Genomic DNA, 19,052 nt, shown 5'->3' with positions numbered 1-19,052 from the left:
GGTTAACAATAATAGAATGACAGAATAATACAATGTACGATAAATTACACTCCCAAAGTTCTCCGCCAAAATCTCCGCGATTTGGAATTTGGATTCTACTCCAATATAATTACTTCGTCTTTCCCATCCCGTTCTTTCCACAATACCCGCACTTTTTCACTGATAATAGCATCGATGGTACGGCCCGTATAATCAGCCTGGATAGGCAGCTGGCGGGTAAAACGGCGGTCTATCAATACCAGCAGCTCTACGGAACCAGGGCGGCCAAAATCAAGCATGGCATCCAGGGCAGAACGTGTGGTACGGCCTGTATACAATACGTCGTCTATCAGTACGACCCTTTTATTCTCTATGGAAAAATTGATGTCTGTTTCATTGGGCACATGCAGGGCAGTTCCCTTGTTGAAATCATCCCTGTAAAAAGTAATATCAAGCTTACCGTAGGCAATAGGCGTAGCGGGCAACAGCTTCTGCAGTGTATGATAGATCCTGTCTGACAGGTAGATGCCCCTGGGCTGCAGGCCTATCAGCACCGTATGCTCAAAATTGAGGTGATTCTCTATCAGCTGGTGACAAAGCCTGTCTATTGTAATGGCCAACTGTGTCCCATTCAGTATGGTTTTCAAAGCGCATTAAATTTTTGATGTCCAAAAATAGTAATTAAAAGCCATAGAACTCTTTTAACATTACCTTAGAAAACAAATAACACTCTTTAACAATACATCTTCATTTTACTGTTTAGATTGCTGCCGTTAACAATCTATATCACTAAACCCAGTACACTATGCAGAGAATTCTATTGTCCCTTTGCACGGGAACCCTTTTGTTGTTTGCTCAACCCAAAGCACAAGCCCAGGAACAACCCGCGTCATTTAAACGAAACCTCATCGGCGGTACGCTTGGATTCGGATATTCAACAGACAAAAATGCCACAACCACGTCAGAAGGAACGAGTACCAGCATCAGTGTAGCCCCGGTTTATGCGCATTATTTGTCTGCTACTTTCGCAATCGGAGCCAGCCTTACTTATGCTTACAACAAAAATGAAAACAGCGGAGCTGTTAACAGGAATGAGTATAACCTTTATTCCTTCGGGCCTTTCGTCCGGTTTGAGATCCCACTATGGCAAAGCAGGTTCAGTATTTATAACGATCTGGGCCTCTACGGCAGCTACATTAAGAGCACCCAGGAAACTGACAGCGTTCATTCCAAAATGGATTACTGGGGCGCCGGTGCATTTTATGAACCCGGTCTGATGTTCCGCTTAAAAAGCAACATTGCCCTGCAGGCTTCCCTGGGCCGCCTTGTCAGCTATGATTATCAGAAGAACGATCTCGGCTATAGCCACTCTTTTGGTATCAGGTCCAGCCGCAACGGCACGGAAGAGTTCAGGATCGGAATTAATTTCCTGTTCTGACCGGAGACCCGCAGCATGAGTTGTCCTGCCACCTGGCAGGACAACCGCTTCTCTCCTTCCGCCCAAAAATTTCTTCTCATCTTACGCCCCGATCCCCGAACTTTGTTCCAGCACAAAATCAAACCATCTTATGAAACAGTTCATGCCCACTGCCCTGCTGGCTTGCCTGGTTTTCATATTGGCTTGCGGCGCCCGGGCGCAGCTGAAGAACGGGGACAAGGTACCCACCTTCCGCCTGAAAGATCAGAACGGCCAGCTCTTCGATCTTTCTTCCGTATTAGGCAAACAACCACTGGTGATCTATTTCTACCCGAAAGATGAAACCAGCGTCTGCACCAAGGAAGCCTGCTCTTTCCGCGACGCCTACGAACAGTTCCGCGAACAGGGCGCCCGCGTGATCGGCATCAGCAGCGACGGCGTTCAGTCGCACAAAGCATTTGCCGAACACCACCAGCTGCCCTTCACCCTGCTGGCCGATACCGCCAACGAAGTAAGAAAACTATTCGGGGTGCCTAAGAATTTTGTATTACCGGGAAGAGTAACGTACGTGGCAGACAGGAACGGGGTTATCATTCATCAGTTCAATTCCATGCGCAACGCAGAACAACATGTGACGGAAGCGCTGACGGCGCTTCAGCATATTCCAAAGTGAAAATTCCAAATTCCAAATAACAATTGCCAGGTTCCAAATGCTCAAAACCTAAAATAAAAATTCCAAATTCCAAACCGTGGAGCGCTTCGCAGCCATCTCCGCACTTTGGAATTTGGAATTTGGTATTTGGTATTTAAATCTTAAAGCCCAAACGCCTTCTTAACCGCATCCACATAATCCAGTTTCTCCCAGGTAAACAGTTCCACTTCCACTTTCTTCTCGTTCTGTTTGCCTTTGTTGAACACTTTCGTAACCACCTGGTTGCTACGGCCCATGTGTCCGTAAGCGGCGGTTTCGCTGTAGATAGGATTACGCAGTTTCAGCCTTTGCTCGATAGAGTAAGGGCGCATATCGAAGATCTCTTCTACCATACGGGCAATCTCTCCATCGCTCATTTTCACTTTGGCGGTACCGTAGGTATTAATGTACAGGCCACAGGGTTTGGCTACGCCGATAGCGTAAGATACCTGCACCAGTACTTCGTCGCACAAACCGGCGGCTACCAGGTTTTTGGCGATGTGACGGGTAGCGTATGCTGCAGAACGGTCTACCTTGGAAGGATCTTTACCCGAGAATGCACCACCACCGTGCGCGCCTTTACCACCGTAAGTGTCTACAATGATCTTACGGCCGGTCAGGCCGGTATCGCCGTGCGGACCACCGATCACGAATTTACCGGTAGGATTGATATGATAAGTGATCTTGTCGTCAAACAGATCCTGCAGTTCAGGTTTCAGCTGCGCCTTTACGCGGGGCACCACAATGTTGATCATATCGGCTTTGATCTTGTCCAGCATCTGCTGATCCTTGTCAAAGTCATCATGCTGGGTAGAGATCACGATGGTGTCTATACGAACGGGCTTGTTATCATCAGAGTACTCGATGGTCACCTGTGATTTGGCGTCCGGGCGCAGGTAAGTGATATCTTTATTTTCGCGGCGGATGGCAGCCAGCTCTATCAGCAGTTTGTGGGCCAGGTCAAGCGCCAGCGGCATATAGTTCTCCGTTTCCTTCGTAGCGTAACCAAACATCATACCCTGGTCGCCGGCGCCCTGCTCTTCAGGGTTCTTACGGTCAACACCCTGGTTGATGTCGGGCGACTGTTCATGGATAGCCGACAGGATACCACAGCTGTTGGCTTCGAACATATATTCACTTTTGGTATACCCTATCTTACGGATCACCTCGCGGGCAATATCCTGTACATCCAGGTATGCATCGGATTTTACTTCACCTGCCAGCACTACCTGCCCGGTAGTTACCAATGTTTCGCAGGCAACTTTTGACTTTGCATCATACGCAAGGAAATGATCAATCAACGCATCGGATATCTGATCCGCTACTTTATCGGGATGCCCTTCTGATACCGATTCTGACGTAAATAAATAAGGCATAGCTCTCTTTCGCTTTTAAAGTTTAGTGTAAATAATTCGCAGTTTTAAATTGTACTGGGAATGGATCCCTCCTCCTGCCTTCACACGTTGTACGTCAATATTCCGGGGGGACAATGCCTCCAGTTTGAAACCGGTATTGGTTTCCTGCTTACGCAGCAGGAACTGCATGAACCGTGCAATATTAAACTTGTACTGTGATACTTTCACTCCTCCGACGTTCACCTCTGTTTTATCGCCACCAAAATAAGGTTGGTTGGGATTCTGAGGGTTACCGTAATCTATCACGGGTCTGGTGGTATCCCCGTTTATATATTGCATCAAAAATAAGTAATCTGGTTCAGAATATATATTATCCAGGTCACCTGTTCCGGTAGATATCTCTGTTACTACCAGTTCTGCCTTGTTGATCACCGCATTCGGGAAGTTTTCCAGGTTGGGGATGGTGATCCTGGTGTAGAAACCGGGAGCAGCGGTGAGGAACAGCAGGCTGTCGCCCTCCGGACGGTTGGTGTTCAGGTACTGCGCCGATTGGGAGCCCATCGGGTTACGCACAAAATAGTTGGCATGTGCCGCGGCGCCGCCAAAAGAGAAATGCGTTTGCAGGGAATCGTTCTCCGAGTTCTTATAGAATACCGTCAGGTAGTTCTCCGGTTCTGTCATGTCCAGGTACAGCATGGTACGGTTGGTAGACAGCATGGTATCCGGTACGATCGCAAATCCTCTCAGGAAAGCGCGGAAAGTAGAGTCGTTTGTAAAGCCGGTGGTGGAGGTTTGCTGCAGCAGCTGGGTGCCGAAGGCGTTACTCAGTCTGATACGCAGCTGCGGACCCTCTTTTACGCCGTAAACTGATACGGAGTCTTTCAGGTTCCTGGGTATGACAGTGGCAGTACCCAGCAGTTCGCCTGCATTATATTTTAATGCCTGGTAATAACGGTAATTGGAATCAACCCTGAAATCGGGTTCGTTCATGCGGTACACCCGGAAGGTCTGCGGAGACAGGGAGTCGCCGTAATAACCTCTTACGGAAAGGCTCAGCACCACAGAGTCCAGCTGCTGGTTGGTGCCCTGCCAGCTGTAAGCGTTGCTGGGAAGGCTCATCTGCGTATATACAAAAGCGTGGGTTCTGCCAAACAGGGGATCATCCACGATGGAGCCCAGCACTTTGTTATAATTTCCCCGCCCGGTGAACACGGCGGAATCTACTTTCCAGATGTTGTGTGTGATGATATCGGTGATAATGGTATCTTCTCCGTTTACAAAGTCCTTTCCGGGAATCAGCTCCCTTCCGAGGATGGTAGCTTCGTTACAACCGGATGAAATATAGAGCGCGGTAAAGAAAGCGGCGACTAATCCCAGGTTCCTGAAAAAAATTCTCACGCGTATTGGTTTTGTTTGTTTAGTCCATGGCCCATTGTCCATGGTCCATTGTTGTTATCTTGCCAAAAAAATCTCCTTAAGCAACCGGATATGCCATGGACCGTTGACTATGGACCATGACCTCAATACTCTATTTTCCGAGCAGCTGGTGATACAGCTGCAGGTAGTCAGCCAGGTCCTCGTTCTCTTTCTTGTACGGAAGAACGATCTTGCCCTTTTCCCCCTTTATTTCTTCTACCAGTTTTTTATCAACTTTATCTCCTGCCACTATCACAGCGTCGGCATATTTGGCAGCGCCTTTGTTCAGGGCCGCATTGGTGCCTTCCTTGTACAGCTCAATATCCTTCTCCTTGATCTGGTTGCTGATAGTGGCCTTTTTAACAAAGGTGGCACCCAGCTTCTCTTTAAAAGAATTGGGTTCCAGTGAATATACGATCTTGGAATGTGCGAAAACAGGCTCCTTCTTATAGGCTGTTTTCAGGTACATAGGTATCAGTGATGTCATCCAGCCGCTGCAATGGATAATATCCGGCGGCCAGCCAAATTTTTTCACCGTTTCAAGCGCCCCTTTACAGAAGAACACGGAACGGGCCGCGTTATCATCATAGAACTGCTCGTTCTCGTCGGTAAATACCGTTTTACGCTTAAAATAATCCTCATTGTCCAGGAAATACACCTGCAGGCGCGCACTTGGCAAAGAAGCCACCTTAATGATCAGGGGATAATCATCATTGTCTATCACAATATTGATCCCCGACAGCCGTACCACTTCGTGCAAACGATGTCTTCTCTCATTAATAATGCCAAACCTGGGCATGATCACCCGAACCTCCAATCCAGCCTCGTTGGACTTAATTGCCATTTTATTGACCATGGCCGCATATTCAGTCAGATCCAAATATGGCGACATTTCCTGGGCAATAAAAAGAATTCTTTTCTTTGTGGACATTTAATGCTGATTATTAATGCAGTAATTTTTAATTTGGCTTGCAAAATTACGGATTTTTTAAAGAAAAAAGGACAATTTGGCACTTTTAACATCGCTTTAAGCATTGTTTCATGGCAGAAACGCCCTTTTTTACGTAGTATTTGCGCGCGTTATGACACGCTTTGACAGCCAGATACTACCAACTAAATGCTAACAGCCAAAAGCTAACAGCTTATTTTAACATGTACCTATTCAAACAGCAGAAAGACCTCCGGCTCTTTCTTGAAACCGCCCGGCAGAAAGGATCAAAGATCGGATTTGTACCCACTATGGGCGCCCTTCACCAGGGGCACCTGTCATTAATACACGAGGCCCGGCAACACACCAGCCTGGTAGTATGCAGCATCTTTGTCAATCCTACCCAGTTCAATGATCCTGCAGACTTTGAAAAGTATCCCGTCACCATAGAAAAAGATATTGAACTGCTCACAGGAGCAGGCGCCGATGTGCTTTTCCTCCCTTCCGTAGCCGAAATGTATCCCGAAGGCCTGGACGCCCCGGCCCCGCATTACGACTTCGGCGAACTGGAAACCGTACTGGAAGGCGCCCACCGCCCGGGTCATTTCCAGGGCGTAGGCCGTATTGTACATAAACTGCTGGATATTGTTCAGCCGGATCAGCTCTTCATGGGGCAGAAAGACCTGCAGCAATGCCTGGTTGTAAAACATTTGTTAAAATTGATCGGCTCCCCGGCTGAAATGATCATCTGCCCTACCCTGCGCGAACCGGATGGCTTGGCCATGAGCAGCCGCAATGTGCGCCTCAGTCCCGCAGAAAGAACAAATGCCGTGGCCCTTTTTAAGGCCCTCTCCTATATACGGGACAATGTCCGGGAAGGTAAACCCCTGCCCGAGGTCATGACTGCCGCCCGCTTGCAGTTAGCGTCCAGTAAATTTGAAGCGGATTACCTGGACCTGATCGCCGTAAAAGACGGCAATACCATCACCTACCCCAGCTCCGCAGCATCGGCCCCCGGGCCTATGTACGCCGTAGTGGCCGCTAAAATGCAGGGCAGTCCCGTCAGGCTCATCGACAACATGCAGGTGTAAAGACTAAATTCCAAAATCCAAAATCCGAATTCCAAACCGAAGACCACAAATGTGCTCAATCAGGCTTTGGGACTTGCGATTGTATCCGGACTTTGGAAATATAGCCTTTGGAATCTGGAATCTGGTATTTGGAATCTGGTATTTGGAATCTGGTATTTGGAATCTGGTATTTGGAATCTGGTATTTGGTATTTGGAATTTGAAATCTGGGATTTTGCGTAGTTTTGCGGATTCTGAAACTAAACTATGCAGATCGAAGTACTTAAAGGTAAGATACACCGTGCTGTTATTACAGAAGCCAACCTGAACTATGTGGGCAGCATCACCATCGATGAAGACCTGATGGATGCCGCCAACCTCATCGAATATGAAAAAGTACAGGTAGTGAACGTAAACAACGGCGAACGACTGGAGACCTATGTGCTGAAAGGTAAACGCGGTTCAGGGGTGATCTGCATGAATGGCCCGGCAGCCCGCCTGTGCGCCGTGGGTGATGTGGTGATCATCATCTCCTATGCCATCATGGATTTTGAAGAAGCCAAAAAGCATACGCCGGTGGCCATCTTCCCGAAAGAAGGCAATAAACTGTAGGTAGTCTATTGTCCATGGACTAACCGGCCTCCCAAAACCTATTATATGCCCAAAAAACTTAAGAACGTAATTCAGATAGCTATCTTCCTGGGCATTGGTCTGGTTTTGATATGGCTCATCACAAAAGACCTTACTGCAGAACAGAAAGAGCAGATCAAAACTGCCCTTCGCAATGCCCATTACTGGCTGGTAATTCCCGCCATGATCATCGGTATTGCCAGTCACTGGGCAAGGGCCGTACGCTGGAAACTGCTCATCAAACCCCTGGGCTACGAACCCGGTACCCTCAATACGTTCTTTGCCGTTATGGTAGGCTACCTGGCCAACCTGGCCGTTCCCAGGCTGGGCGAAGTAAGCCGCTGCGGCATCCTGGCCCGCTATGAAAAGATACCCGCCGATAAACTGATCGGCACCATGATCGCTGAAAGGGCCATAGACCTCATCTGCCTCGTTATCCTCCTGATAGCCACCGTATTGGTACAGATAGACCTTATCGGCCAGTTCTTTAAGACAGAAGTATGGCACCCCCTGCAGCAAAAATTTGCGAACGCAGGCAGCGCACAAATGCTCCTCTATATCGGTATACTGGTTGGCGTCATCATCCTCCTGTATTTCTTTTTCCGCCTCTTTGCCCGCTCCAAAGCGGCCATCACCTTACGCTCCCTGGCAAGAGGCGTGCTGGAAGGCATCCTCTCTGTAGGTAAAATGGAACGCAAAGGCTGGTTCATCTTCTATACCCTGCTGATATGGACCCTGTACTTCTCCATGCTGTACTGCGGATTTTATACGCTGGATGAAACCAAACACCTCGGCTTTAACGCAGCCCTGGCCATCCTCGGTGTAGGCAGTATAGGCATGATCGTTACCCAGGGCGGAATCGGCGCTTATCATGCGCTGGTAACCAAAACCCTTATCCTCTACAACATCCATGAATCTACCGGCTTTGCCTTTAGCTGGATCCTCTGGCTGGCGCAAACCCTGCTGGTAATGGTGGTAGGATTACTCTCTCTTGTTCTGCTGCCGGTATTCAATAATAATAAGCAGAAGTAGATCGGCGCAAATAGCGTAAATTTAACATACAGGTTCCCTGAAAATATGTATGTTAGGTGGTTATTGTGAACAACCTCCAGATTGCAAATATCGATTTATGCGTTTGACGAAAAGTGAACCAGCTGATATGGTAGCCGCTACAGATTTAATACCGGACAAAAAAGGCAGCAAGAAAAAAACGGAGATCCCGCAGAAGAAGAAGATGATCGCCAGGGATGTGAGCTGGCTTTCTTTTAATGCAAGGGTGCTGCAGGAAGCTGCCGATCCCGGTGTACCCCTGCGGGAAAGGATCCGTTTTCTTGGCATCTTCTCCAATAACCTCGATGAGTTCTTTCGTGTAAGGGTGGCCACCCTCAAACGTATGCTTTCTTTTGGCCGTTCTGCCAAAGTACACCTGGAAGATAATCCCGATCAGATACTGGACGATATTCAGCAGATAGGGGTACAACAGCAACGCGAGTTTGACCGTATCTGGAAAAATATCGAGGAAGAGCTGCGTGCAGAAAAGATCTTCATCCGCACAGAGAAACAGCTCAACAAGGAGCAGCAGAAATTTGTACTCAGCTATTTCGATGAGGAAGTGCGTACCAATATCATCCCCCTGATGATAGAGAGTATCCAGCACATGCCCTACCTGCGGGATAAATCCATCTACCTGGCCGTAGTGCTGGCCAGGCAGGATAACTCCGTGAGAACAAAGTTTGCCCTCATAGAGATCCCTACCGCCATCCTTCCCCGCTTTATCATACTGCCTTCCAAAGAAGGCGAACACGATATTATTCTCCTGGAAGACGTGGTGCGCTTTTGCCTGCCCATTATTTTCTCTTATTTCGGCTACGATAAGTTCAACGCACACATCATCAAGGTAACCCGCGATGCGGAACTGGACATCGATAACGATATCTCCACCAGCCTGATCCACCAGCTGGAAAAAGGCCTGAAAGAACGCCGCAAGGGTAAACCGGTACGCTTTGTTTATGACAAGGATATCGATCCCCTGCTGCTGGAATACCTGATGCGCCGGCTGGGCCTTTCCGGGAAAGATAACCTCGTTCCCGGCGCCAGGATACACAACTTCAAAGACTTCATGGAATTCCCCGATGCTGTGTTCTCCAACAAACAACAGCAGCATCGCAAAACATTCATACACCCGCTGTTCAGGAACGCGCCCAGCGTGATGCACGTAATACAGCAACAGGATGTAATGCTCCATCTGCCCTATCATTCTTTTGATACGGTGATCGACCTGCTGCGCGAAGCGGCGATCGATCCCAACGTAGTATCCATCAAGATCACCGCTTACCGCCTGGCCCGCAATTCCAAGATCATGAACGCATTGGTGAACGCGGTACGCAACGGCAAACAGGTTACCGTTGCCCTGGAGCTGCGTGCCCGCTTCAACGAAGCCGATAACCTGGCATGGAAAACACGCCTGGAAGATGAAGGCGTAAGAGTGCTGATCGGTATTCCCGGCATGAAAGTACATGCCAAGCTCTGCGTGATCAAGAAGAAGATAGGCACCAAGGTAGTTCAATGTGGATTTGTAAGCACCGGCAACCTGAACGAGAAAACGGCACGCGTATACGGCGATCATTGCCTGCTGACCGCCAACCGCTCCATCATGGCAGATATCAACCGCATTTTTGCCTACCTTGAAAGCCCGCGGCATGATATAAAGTCCACGCTGGAAAAATGTACCACGCTGCCTGTAAGCCCCTATAACATGCGCGACTTCTTCATCAGGATGATAGACAAAGAGATCAAGCATGCAAAGCACAGGAAAAAAGCAGGAATGATCATCAAGATGAACTCACTCTCCGATCCTGTACTGATCGCTAAACTGTATGAGGCCGCTAAAGAAGGAGTAGACATCCAGATGGTGATCAGGGGCATCTGCTGCGCCTATACCGAGAACAAGAAGTGGCACAAACCCATTCATGCCGTCAGCATTGTGGATGAATACCTGGAGCATGCGCGCGTGTTCATCTTCCATAACGGCGGACAGGAACGCATCTTCATTGCCTCCTGCGACTGGATGCTGCGCAACCTGGATCACCGCGTGGAAGCTGCCGTTCCCATCCTTGACCCGGCCATCGCACAGGAACTGAAAGACATCATGCAGATCCAGCTCAGCGGCAACGTGAAAGCCCGTATTCTCGATAACGAGCAGAAGAACGAATACAAACGCGACCACTCCGGTAAGAAGATCCGCTCCCAGGTAGAGATCTACCGCTACCTGCACGACAAACAATACCAGGAGTAAAATTCCAAATTCCAAATACCAAAGGGAAACTCCAAATTCCAAATACCAAATTCCAAAATGCGGAGATTAGCCGGGTTTATGTTAGATTTGGTTTTTGAGATTGTATCTTGGCCTTTAAATAAGATCACCCAAATTTCAAACTTTGGAATTTGAAATTTGGTATTTGGGATTTGGAATTTGGATTTTGGAATTTTACCATGAAGTTAGCTGCAATTGATATAGGTTCTAACGCTGCAAGGCTGCTCATTTCGGAGGCTTCTCCGAAAAGCAACGGGGTGATGGATTTCACAAAGGTGAACCTGGTACGGGTGCCCCTGCGTTTAGGCTTCGACGTGTTCTCTACCGGCGTCATCTCTGATAAAAAGGCGGAAGACCTGCTGAACACCATCAAAGCGTTTCAATTGCTGCTGGAAGTATACAACGTAAAATACCTGAAGGCCTGCGCCACCTCTGCCATGCGCGATGCCGGTAATGCCCCTCACATACTGAAGACCGTGAAGCAGACAACCGGCATCGATATCCGTGTGATCACCGGCGAAGAAGAAGCATCTTTCATATTCGAGAATCACGTGGCCGAACACATGGCCTCCACCAGCTCTTATTTATATATAGATGTAGGCGGCGGCAGTACCGAGCTGACCTTCTTCAGCCGCAACCGGCTTATCTTCAAAACCTCCTTCAATATCGGTACCATCCGCCTGCTGCAGCAGCAGGTAACAGATGTGCACTGGCAGTATATGAAGGATACCCTCAAGCAGATGCTGAAAGGCTATGGCCCCGTAACGGCAATCGGCTCCGGTGGCAACATCAACAAGATCTTCTCCCTCTCCAAACGCAAGGAAGGCAAACCCCTTTCCCTGGAAACGCTGAAAGACTATTATAAGGAATTCTCCAGCTTCAGCGTGGAGGAAAGGATCCACCTGTACAACCTCCGGGAAGACCGTGCAGATGTGATCGTACCCGCCCTCCAGATCTACGTGAATGTGATGCGCTGGGCAGACGCCGATGAGATCTATGTGCCCAAAATAGGCCTGGCCGATGGTCTCATACAAGCCCTCTACGCGGAGATCAGCAACCAGCCCATTTAAAAAAAATTGATGCTTTAGGAATATATTCCCCAAATTTGTGATCAACTCAAAGTTTAAAGGTTTGAAAGTTTCACTGTTTGAAAGTTCCCCGTATACAGGAGCCGCCTTCAAACGATCAGATCCTCAAACCTTCAAACTTTATTTTTTTTCATTTTATTAATTAGCAAATGTCTGTACATAAGGAAGTTAAGCGTGTTACCACCCATGTACTGCAGAAGATGAAAGTCGATGGGGAAAAGATATCCATGATCACCGCCTATGATTTCTCCATGGCCCGTATTTTTGACGATGCAGGTATGGATGTAATACTGGTGGGCGACTCCGCCTCCAACGTAATGGCGGGCCACGAAACAACGCTCCCCATTACACTGGACCAGATGATCTATCATGCCTCCTCCGTAGTAAGGGCCATTAAGCGCTGCTTCGTGGTGGTAGACCTCCCCTTCGGTTCTTACCAGGGCAATTCAAAGGAAGCGCTGAGTTCTGCCATCCGCATCATGAAAGAAACCGGCGCGCATGGCATCAAGATCGAAGGCGGCGAAGAGATCATTGAATCCGTAAAACGGATCATCTCTTCCGGCGTACCCGTAATGGGCCATCTGGGCCTTACCCCCCAGTCCATCTACAAATTCGGCACCTACGCCGTACGCGCCACCGAAGAAGCCGAAGCCAACAAACTGCTGCACGACGCACAGCTCTTACAGGAGGCCGGCTGCTTTGCCATCGTACTGGAAAAGATACCCGCCCAGCTGGCCAAAAAAGTAGCCGAAACCGTACAGATCCCCTGTATCGGCATCGGCGCCGGCAGGTATGTAGACGGACAGGTGCTCGTAATGCACGATATGCTGGGCATCAACAAGGAATTCAAGCCCCGCTTCCTGCGCCGCTACCTCAACCTCTACGAAGAGATATTCAAAGCTTCCCAGCAATACATTCACGATGTGAAAGCAAAAGATTTCCCGAACGAGAACGAACAATATTAAATTGTTTGAGGATTGAAACCCACCAAAACTCTCTTGTTTTATGCTTGAAAATATCCTGAACGGCCTGATGCAGCGCTACATGGAGCGTGTACCGGATGTAAAGGCCATTATCGAGACCATGATCAGGGAAGGGATCATTCAACGTGCGGACGATGTGGAGAATGATCATATCGCCTTCCGTACCATGGGCGTTCCCCCATTGGGGATACAATCCCTCGAAAAGATCTTTTTACATCATGGCTACACGAAGCGGGACGCCTACTTCTTTAAAGAAAAAAAGCTGAACGCCTTCTGGTATGCCCCTCCTTCCCCCCGGTACCCACGCATCTTCATCAGCGAACTGCGGGTGCAGGACCTGCATCCGCGTAGCCAGGCGCTCATCAACAGCTATACCAGCGAAGTGAAGACCGACCCGGTAGACGCCCTCGATCTTGATGATGCCGCCGCCGTGGATACTTTCCTGCACAGCGGCCTGTGGCGCCTGCCCACCCTGGAAGATTATAAGGCTTTAGCAGAAGAAAGCGAATATGCCGCCTGGGTGATCTATAACCGTTATTACCTCAACCACTTTACCATCAGCGTACACAACCTCCCCGAAGGCTATAACACGGTAGCCGATTTTAACGCTTTCCTGGAACGCCACGGCTTTGTGCTTAACAACGCCGGCGGAAAAATAAAGGTAAGTCCGGACGGCGGCCTGCTGCAAAGCGCCACCGTGGCCAATATGATCACAGCCACCTTCTCCGGTAACGAAAGCTACCGCATCGCCGGCTCCTATGTAGAGTTTGCGGAGAGAAAGGTGTTGCCACAGTTCGCCCACCTGCCCGCCGGCCAGATCACCCGCGAACACCGCCGCGACGGCTTCGAAGCCGGTAATGCCGACAAGATATTTGAGAGTACGTATAGGGCGCAAACGGGGAAAGGGGAGGAATAAGCGGCTGGCGGCTGGCTGCAGGCTATCAGCTATAGCTAAATGCAGCGAAGAAAATAGGGCAGCCAGATACCAGCTATTTAACAAACGATATTTAACAAAACGCTATTAGCTAACAGCCAGCAGCTGACAGCTAATTAGTATCTTGCACTTATGATCACAGACACTTTAAAACAATTCAACATACAATCCAGGAACAGCGGTGTAAGCACCGGGGCAACCTGGTTAAAGGGAAGCGGCGAGTTGCTGGCTTCTTACTCGCCGGTAGACGGGGAACTGATCGCTGAAGTACAGGGCGCTTCCAGGGAAGAATATGATGCAGTGGTAGCTACTGCTCAGGAAGCTTTCAAACAATGGCGCCTGTGGCCCGCTCCCAAGCGCGGTGAAATAGTGCGGCAGATCGGCGATGCCCTGCGCAACCACAAAATCGCCCTGGGCAAACTGGTATCCTGGGAAATGGGTAAAAGCCTGCAGGAAGGCTATGGCGAAGTGCAGGAGATGATAGACATCTGCGATTTTGCCGTAGGCCTGTCCCGCCAGCTGTACGGACTCACCATGCATTCTGAAAGGCCTGGCCACCGGATGTATGAGCAATGGCATCCCCTGGGTATTACCGGCATTATCTCGGCTTTTAACTTTCCCGTAGCCGTTTGGAGCTGGAACTCCATGCTGGCCTGGGTTTGTGGCGATGTATGCATCTGGAAGCCCTCTGAGAAAACTCCCGTAACCGCCCTGGTATGCCAGCATATTGTACAGCAGGTATTTGCGATCAATAACGTACCCGAAGGCGTATGCTGCCTGGTAGCCGGCGGCCGCGAAGCAGGTGAATGGCTCTCTCACGACACGCGCATCCCGCTGGTATCCGCCACCGGCTCTACCCGTATGGGCAAAGCCGTAGGCGCCGCTGTAGGCGCCAGGCTGGGAAGGGCCCTGCTGGAGCTGGGCGGTAATAATGCCATTATCATCTCGTCCTCGGCCGACCTGGATATGGCGCTGATCGGCTGCGTATTTGGCGCCGTAGGCACCGCCGGACAACGTTGTACATCCACCCGCCGGCTGATCATTGAAGAAAGCGTGTACGACACTTTCACACAAAAACTCGTGCATGCCTACCAGCAGCTTCGCATCGGCAACCCGCTGGACGAAAGCAACCACGTAGGCCCCCTCATTGATAAAGACGCCGTGCAGTCCTACCTGCGGGCCCTGGAACAGGTGAGGCAGCAGGGCGGCCGCTTCCTGGTAGAAGGCGGTGTACTGGATGGTAAAGGCTATGAGTCGGGTTGCTATGTTCGTCCCTGCATCGCCGAGGTAGAGAACCATTACGACATCGTACAGCACGAAACTTTTGCCCCCATCCTCTACGTGATGAAATACAACACCATCCAGGAGGCAATAGATATGCAGAATGGCGTACCACAGGGCCTCTCCTCCGCCATTATGACGCTCAACCTGCGCGAGGCCGAACATTTCCTCAGCAGCGCCGGCTCTGATTGCGGCATTGCCAACGTGAACATCGGCACCTCCGGCGCCGAGATCGGCGGCGCCTTCGGCGGTGAAAAGGAAACCGGCGGCGGCCGCGAAAGCGGCTCAGACGCCTGGAAAAACTACATGCGCAGGCAGACGAATACCATGAATTATTCTACTACGCTTCCACTGGCGCAGGGGATTAAGTTTACAGTGTAAGGGGACGGGGCTGGTCGTATAAACCAGACAATGGCCTCCATCCCGCCAACGAAGCACAATCCTTTATACCAGGTATTTCATATGTTTCCCTCATGGAGAGAGGAGGAACCTTTCCCTGCCAAACAACCCGCTCCACCTCCTGCAACCTTCCTGCAATTGCACTGAAACCCTCCTCATATTAAACCGACCCACATTCGTATTCGTCTAAAAAACTATCCCTTTAAACCGTAAATAAAAAATAACCTCCCCCTCTATTACGTTTCATCTAATCGCAATCGGTTCCAATTACCACAATAAAAAAATAAGCGAGGTTAGAGAACCTCGCTTTTTCGTTAAACGGAAACCATGCTTATGAGAAAAACATCTGAGAGGCCGAAGATGGCCTTCAAATATTCTTCCAGTGATAAATATTGTACTTTTTTTTGAGAATTCATATTCTACTTTTGTGCTATAGTGCGCTTTTTCTGAACATCACTTTTGCAAAATCTAACTTCATATTTAATGTAAATAAAGCCCTTTTAAAGAAAACAACCGTTAATTATTGATTATCAGTTTATTCCTACCAGCTATTTCACACAGCGTTTTAAATTCACTGCTACATTCCCGCACCTCATCCTCCCGAAAATTGCTGCAATAAAAGTTCCCGGTTGCAATTTTTCTACTGGCCTGTCCGCTTCCGAATGGTGGAGTTTGTCACCAATCATCTTTTTTGCACGCTTGTCAGATTCTTGTCTTGTCATAATATCATTTTACATATCTTTAACCAATTCTGGTACCTAACTTGCTCGACATAGCATTGTTATTACCAACATTTATTTTTAATATTTGGAACCGGTACCGGGCGTTTTTTAAAATGCAAGGTCCATCTGACTAAAAAAGAACAACTTAGAAATGAATTTACGCAGAGCAGTTGCTGTCCTGTCAGCTTGTGTTATGTTATTGACGATCCCCTTCGGCTCATTCGCCCAGGGAACATCGGTACCGAAAAACTGGCACTTACTAAGCTTTGAAAAGGACAGCGTGTATGGAATAGGTGCGGATAAAGCTTACAAAGAGCTGCTGAAGGGCAAAAAAAGCACGCCCATAGTAGTAGCTGTGATAGACTCCGGCATCGATACCACCCACGAAGATCTTCGTCCGGTACTCTGGACAAACCCCAAAGAAATTCCGGGCAACGGCATCGATGATGACGGTAACGGCTATGTGGACGATATTCATGGCTGGAACTTCCTCGGCGGCAAAGACGGCCGCAGTATCAAAGAAGATTCTGACGAAGCCACCCGCGAGTATTTCCGTTATAAGAAGATCTACGGCAATCCCGACTCCACCATGGACCCGCAATCCAGGGAATATGCCTACTGGAAAAAACTGGTGGATAAAGTGGTAAAACCCACCAGCCAGTACAAAATGTCTTACAAGACCATGTCAAAGCTGCAGGACAACCTGAAGAAATGCGCCTACATCCTGACCACCTACCTGAAAGAAGACGACTTTAACGTCAACAGGCTGGACAGCATCGAGACCACCGATCAGGATGTGATGCTGGCCAAAAACTTCATGATCCGCCTGCTGCAAAGTACCGGCGAAGAGAACATCGCCTACCTTGAATTTAAATCCGAATTTGAAGAATACCTGGCCGATCTGAAAAAGAAAGCGGAAAGAGTGGACGAAGGCCTGGTAGATAAACGCGCCGAGATCGTGGGCGATAACATTGACGACATCAATGACCGCTACTACGGCAACAACGACGTAATGGGCGACTTCTCCTTCCACGGCACCCACGTTTCCGGTATCATCGGCGCCGTTCGCAATAATGGCGTGGGCATAGACGGTGTGGCCGACAATGTGCGCATTATGGCCGTTAAAGTAGTGCCTGATGGCGACGAACGCGATAAAGACGTGGCCCTGGGTATCCGCTACGCGGTGGACAATGGCGCCAAGATCATCAACATGAGCTTTGGTAAAGGCTTCAGTCCCAATAAAGTGTGGGTAGACGATGCCATTGAATACGCCCAGGCAAAAGGCGTACTCCTTGTGCATGCCGCCGGCAACGATGCCAGCGACAACGACGTGGTAGACAATTTCCCGACACCGCACTTAAACAACCATACCGTAGCCAACAACGTCATAACAGTAGGCGCCAGCGGTTCCGGCCGCCAGCCGGGCTCCAAAGTGGCCAACTTCTCCAACTACGGCAGAAGGGAAGTAGACCTTTTCGCCCCCGGCGTACAGATCTATTCTACCGTGCCCGGTGGTAACAAATACGGCAGCGCCAGCGGCACCAGTATGGCCGCTCCCGTTGTAGCCGGTGTGGCAGCGCTCGTTCTCTCCTACTACCCTGATCTCACTGCCCAGCAGCTGAAGATGGTACTGGAAAAAACCGCCGTGCCAATGCCCGACAGCCTGGTAAACAAACCCGGTACAGACGAAAAAGTTCCCTTCTCTGAACTGTCTGTTACCGGCGGTATCGTCAACGCCTACAAAGCCCTAAAGCTGGCCGACAGCATCAGCGCCTATGGTAACAAGAAACCTAAGCCTAAGATGCAGCCGGTAAAACGAGGATAAAAAGAAATTCCAAATAATAAATCCCAAATTCCAAAGCGCGGAGATCTCCGTTAGTTACTTTGGAATTTGGGATTTTTTCTGTTTACTATTTTGTCTGCTATTTAGTTTCTGACTTCTGGTATCTTCTTTGGAATTTGGATTTTGGATTCTGGAATTTTACTTCACGATACGCCAACTGATCGGGTACCTGTACGCTACTCCGCTGCTCGCTTTCACCGCACCGATAATCGAAAAGATAATATTAAGCAGCCATACTATACCGTAAAGGCTCACAAATGAAAAACTGAAAACATCAAAGTCCCAGTCGTCGCGCCAGACCCTGCGGAAGGCCCACACACCATGACGGACACTGATCAGCAGGCCAATGGCTACATTAATAAGACTAAGGGTGATCTGGAAGTTAAGGGCCTCTTTTCCCTGGTTGTCAATGAAAGACGACTCATTGCGTTTGATCAGCCACATGACCAGCGCACCAATGATATTGCCTACATAGGAAAGTACGGCCATACCTATCAATCCGCCGAGATGTACCAGGGCGCCCCAGGTTTTTTCTTCTTTTTGTTCCATAAAAGTATAAGCGTTTAGCGTGGTTGCAACGGCATAGGGAATAACATAAAACTACAAACCTGTAAGCCGGATTCTGTGATCCCGGCCGGTTACCCGGAACAGGACTGCTATCATTTATCTGCGATGACGCTCACGCGCCACCTGTATCTGCCTACCCTCGGTCATCGGACGGGCAGCCCTCAAACGACCGTATACATGGCATTTCAGCACACAAGGTTTACCCTCCCGGCATGTTGCCATACCGCGACGTGGGCCCTTACCCCACATTTTCACCCTTACCCCGGCCGTAGCCAGGGCGGTTATTTTCTGTGGCACTATCTGTCTCGCAGCCTTGCACCGCGATCCCACCCGTTAGGTGGTGTGTTGCCCTATGCTGTCCGGACTTTCCTTCCTCCTATTGCTAAGAAGACGATAGCTCGGTTTGTAGTTTACGTTATCAGTGCACAAAGTTACGC

The 19,052-nt window shown here is 49.3% G+C and carries 16 protein-coding genes and 1 other RNA gene; 11 read left to right on the top strand and 6 right to left on the bottom strand.

All coding sequences use genetic code 11. The features are described from left to right. Positions 1-95: 95 nt before the first annotated feature. Positions 96-626 carry a bifunctional pyr operon transcriptional regulator/uracil phosphoribosyltransferase PyrR gene (gene pyrR, locus Q0577_RS08260; protein ID WP_298734704.1) on the bottom strand — a complete coding sequence of 177 codons (531 nt, stop codon included), beginning with the start codon at positions 624-626 and terminating at the stop codon, positions 96-98. Between the two features lie 158 nt (positions 627-784). Here pyrR and Q0577_RS08255 point away from each other — a divergent pair, with 158 nt between their 5' ends. Both Q0577_RS08255 and Q0577_RS08250 read left to right on the top strand, forming a co-directional pair. Continuing rightward, positions 785-1,417 (top strand): outer membrane beta-barrel protein, encoded by a 633-nt coding sequence (locus Q0577_RS08255; RefSeq protein ID WP_298734701.1) that lies wholly within the window; start codon positions 785-787, stop codon positions 1,415-1,417. A gap of 130 nt (positions 1,418-1,547) precedes the next feature. Continuing rightward, complete coding sequence (locus Q0577_RS08250) at positions 1,548-2,069, top strand: peroxiredoxin (RefSeq protein ID WP_298734697.1); 522 nt, start codon at positions 1,548-1,550, stop codon at positions 2,067-2,069. A gap of 140 nt (positions 2,070-2,209) precedes the next feature. Here the strand turns inward: Q0577_RS08250 and metK are convergent, their stop codons facing one another. From metK to Q0577_RS08235, 3 genes are all read right to left on the bottom strand, one after another. After that, complete coding sequence (gene metK / locus Q0577_RS08245) at positions 2,210-3,463, bottom strand: methionine adenosyltransferase (RefSeq protein WP_298734696.1); 1,254 nt, start codon at positions 3,461-3,463, stop codon at positions 2,210-2,212. A gap of 15 nt (positions 3,464-3,478) precedes the next feature. Further along, the gene (locus Q0577_RS08240) at positions 3,479-4,840 is read right to left on the bottom strand and encodes a DUF4270 family protein (RefSeq protein ID WP_298734694.1); all 1,362 of its coding nucleotides are present in this window, start codon (positions 4,838-4,840) and stop codon (positions 3,479-3,481) included. 130 nt (positions 4,841-4,970) lie between these two features. After that, positions 4,971-5,789, bottom strand: coding sequence for a glycogen/starch synthase (locus Q0577_RS08235; RefSeq protein WP_298734692.1), 819 nt, complete (start codon positions 5,787-5,789; stop codon positions 4,971-4,973). Between the two features lie 221 nt (positions 5,790-6,010). On the opposite strand from Q0577_RS08235, the gene panC reads away from it, so the two are divergent. From panC to Q0577_RS08190, 9 genes are all read left to right on the top strand, one after another. Beyond that, positions 6,011-6,877, top strand: a complete 867-nt coding sequence (panC, locus tag Q0577_RS08230) for a pantoate--beta-alanine ligase (RefSeq protein WP_298734690.1) — start codon at positions 6,011-6,013, stop codon at positions 6,875-6,877. A 245-nt stretch (positions 6,878-7,122) separates the two neighbouring features. Next, on the top strand, positions 7,123-7,467 hold the full coding sequence (gene panD / locus Q0577_RS08225) for an aspartate 1-decarboxylase (protein ID WP_298734687.1): 345 nt from the start codon (positions 7,123-7,125) through the stop codon (positions 7,465-7,467). Positions 7,468-7,512: 45 nt separating this feature from the next. Next, positions 7,513-8,517 carry a lysylphosphatidylglycerol synthase transmembrane domain-containing protein gene (locus tag Q0577_RS08220; RefSeq protein ID WP_298734684.1) on the top strand — a complete coding sequence of 335 codons (1,005 nt, stop codon included), beginning with the start codon at positions 7,513-7,515 and terminating at the stop codon, positions 8,515-8,517. A gap of 97 nt (positions 8,518-8,614) precedes the next feature. Next, positions 8,615-10,780 carry a polyphosphate kinase 1 gene (ppk1, locus tag Q0577_RS08215; protein ID WP_298734681.1) on the top strand — a complete coding sequence of 722 codons (2,166 nt, stop codon included), beginning with the start codon at positions 8,615-8,617 and terminating at the stop codon, positions 10,778-10,780. Positions 10,781-10,977: 197 nt separating this feature from the next. Beyond that, positions 10,978-11,868: an exopolyphosphatase gene (locus tag Q0577_RS08210; protein WP_298734678.1), complete on the top strand. Its 891-nt coding sequence runs from the start codon at positions 10,978-10,980 to the stop codon at positions 11,866-11,868. Positions 11,869-12,035: 167 nt separating this feature from the next. Then, positions 12,036-12,851 (top strand): 3-methyl-2-oxobutanoate hydroxymethyltransferase, encoded by an 816-nt coding sequence (gene panB, locus Q0577_RS08205; protein ID WP_298734675.1) that lies wholly within the window; start codon positions 12,036-12,038, stop codon positions 12,849-12,851. Between the two features lie 40 nt (positions 12,852-12,891). After that, positions 12,892-13,785: a DUF1338 domain-containing protein gene (locus Q0577_RS08200; RefSeq protein ID WP_298734673.1), complete on the top strand. Its 894-nt coding sequence runs from the start codon at positions 12,892-12,894 to the stop codon at positions 13,783-13,785. A 150-nt stretch (positions 13,786-13,935) separates the two neighbouring features. Further along, a complete protein-coding gene (locus Q0577_RS08195; RefSeq protein ID WP_298734671.1) occupies positions 13,936-15,465 on the top strand; it encodes an aldehyde dehydrogenase family protein in 1,530 nt (509 codons plus the stop codon). Between the two features lie 933 nt (positions 15,466-16,398). After that, complete coding sequence (locus Q0577_RS08190; RefSeq protein WP_298734669.1) at positions 16,399-18,030, top strand: S8 family serine peptidase; 1,632 nt, start codon at positions 16,399-16,401, stop codon at positions 18,028-18,030. A 156-nt stretch (positions 18,031-18,186) separates the two neighbouring features. Here the strand turns inward: Q0577_RS08190 and Q0577_RS08185 are convergent, their stop codons facing one another. After that, complete coding sequence (locus tag Q0577_RS08185) at positions 18,187-18,597, bottom strand: DUF4870 domain-containing protein (RefSeq protein WP_298734667.1); 411 nt, start codon at positions 18,595-18,597, stop codon at positions 18,187-18,189. Positions 18,598-18,643: 46 nt separating this feature from the next. Then, an RNA gene (gene rnpB / locus Q0577_RS08180) (RNase P RNA component class A) lies at positions 18,644-19,025 on the bottom strand. Positions 19,026-19,052: the final 27 nt, after the last annotated feature.

It is taken from the genome of uncultured Chitinophaga sp. (assembly GCF_937898475.1).
In the GTDB taxonomy this organism is placed as follows: Bacteria; Bacteroidota; Bacteroidia; order Chitinophagales; family Chitinophagaceae; genus Chitinophaga.
This window is presented reverse-complemented; position numbering and strand designations above follow the sequence as displayed.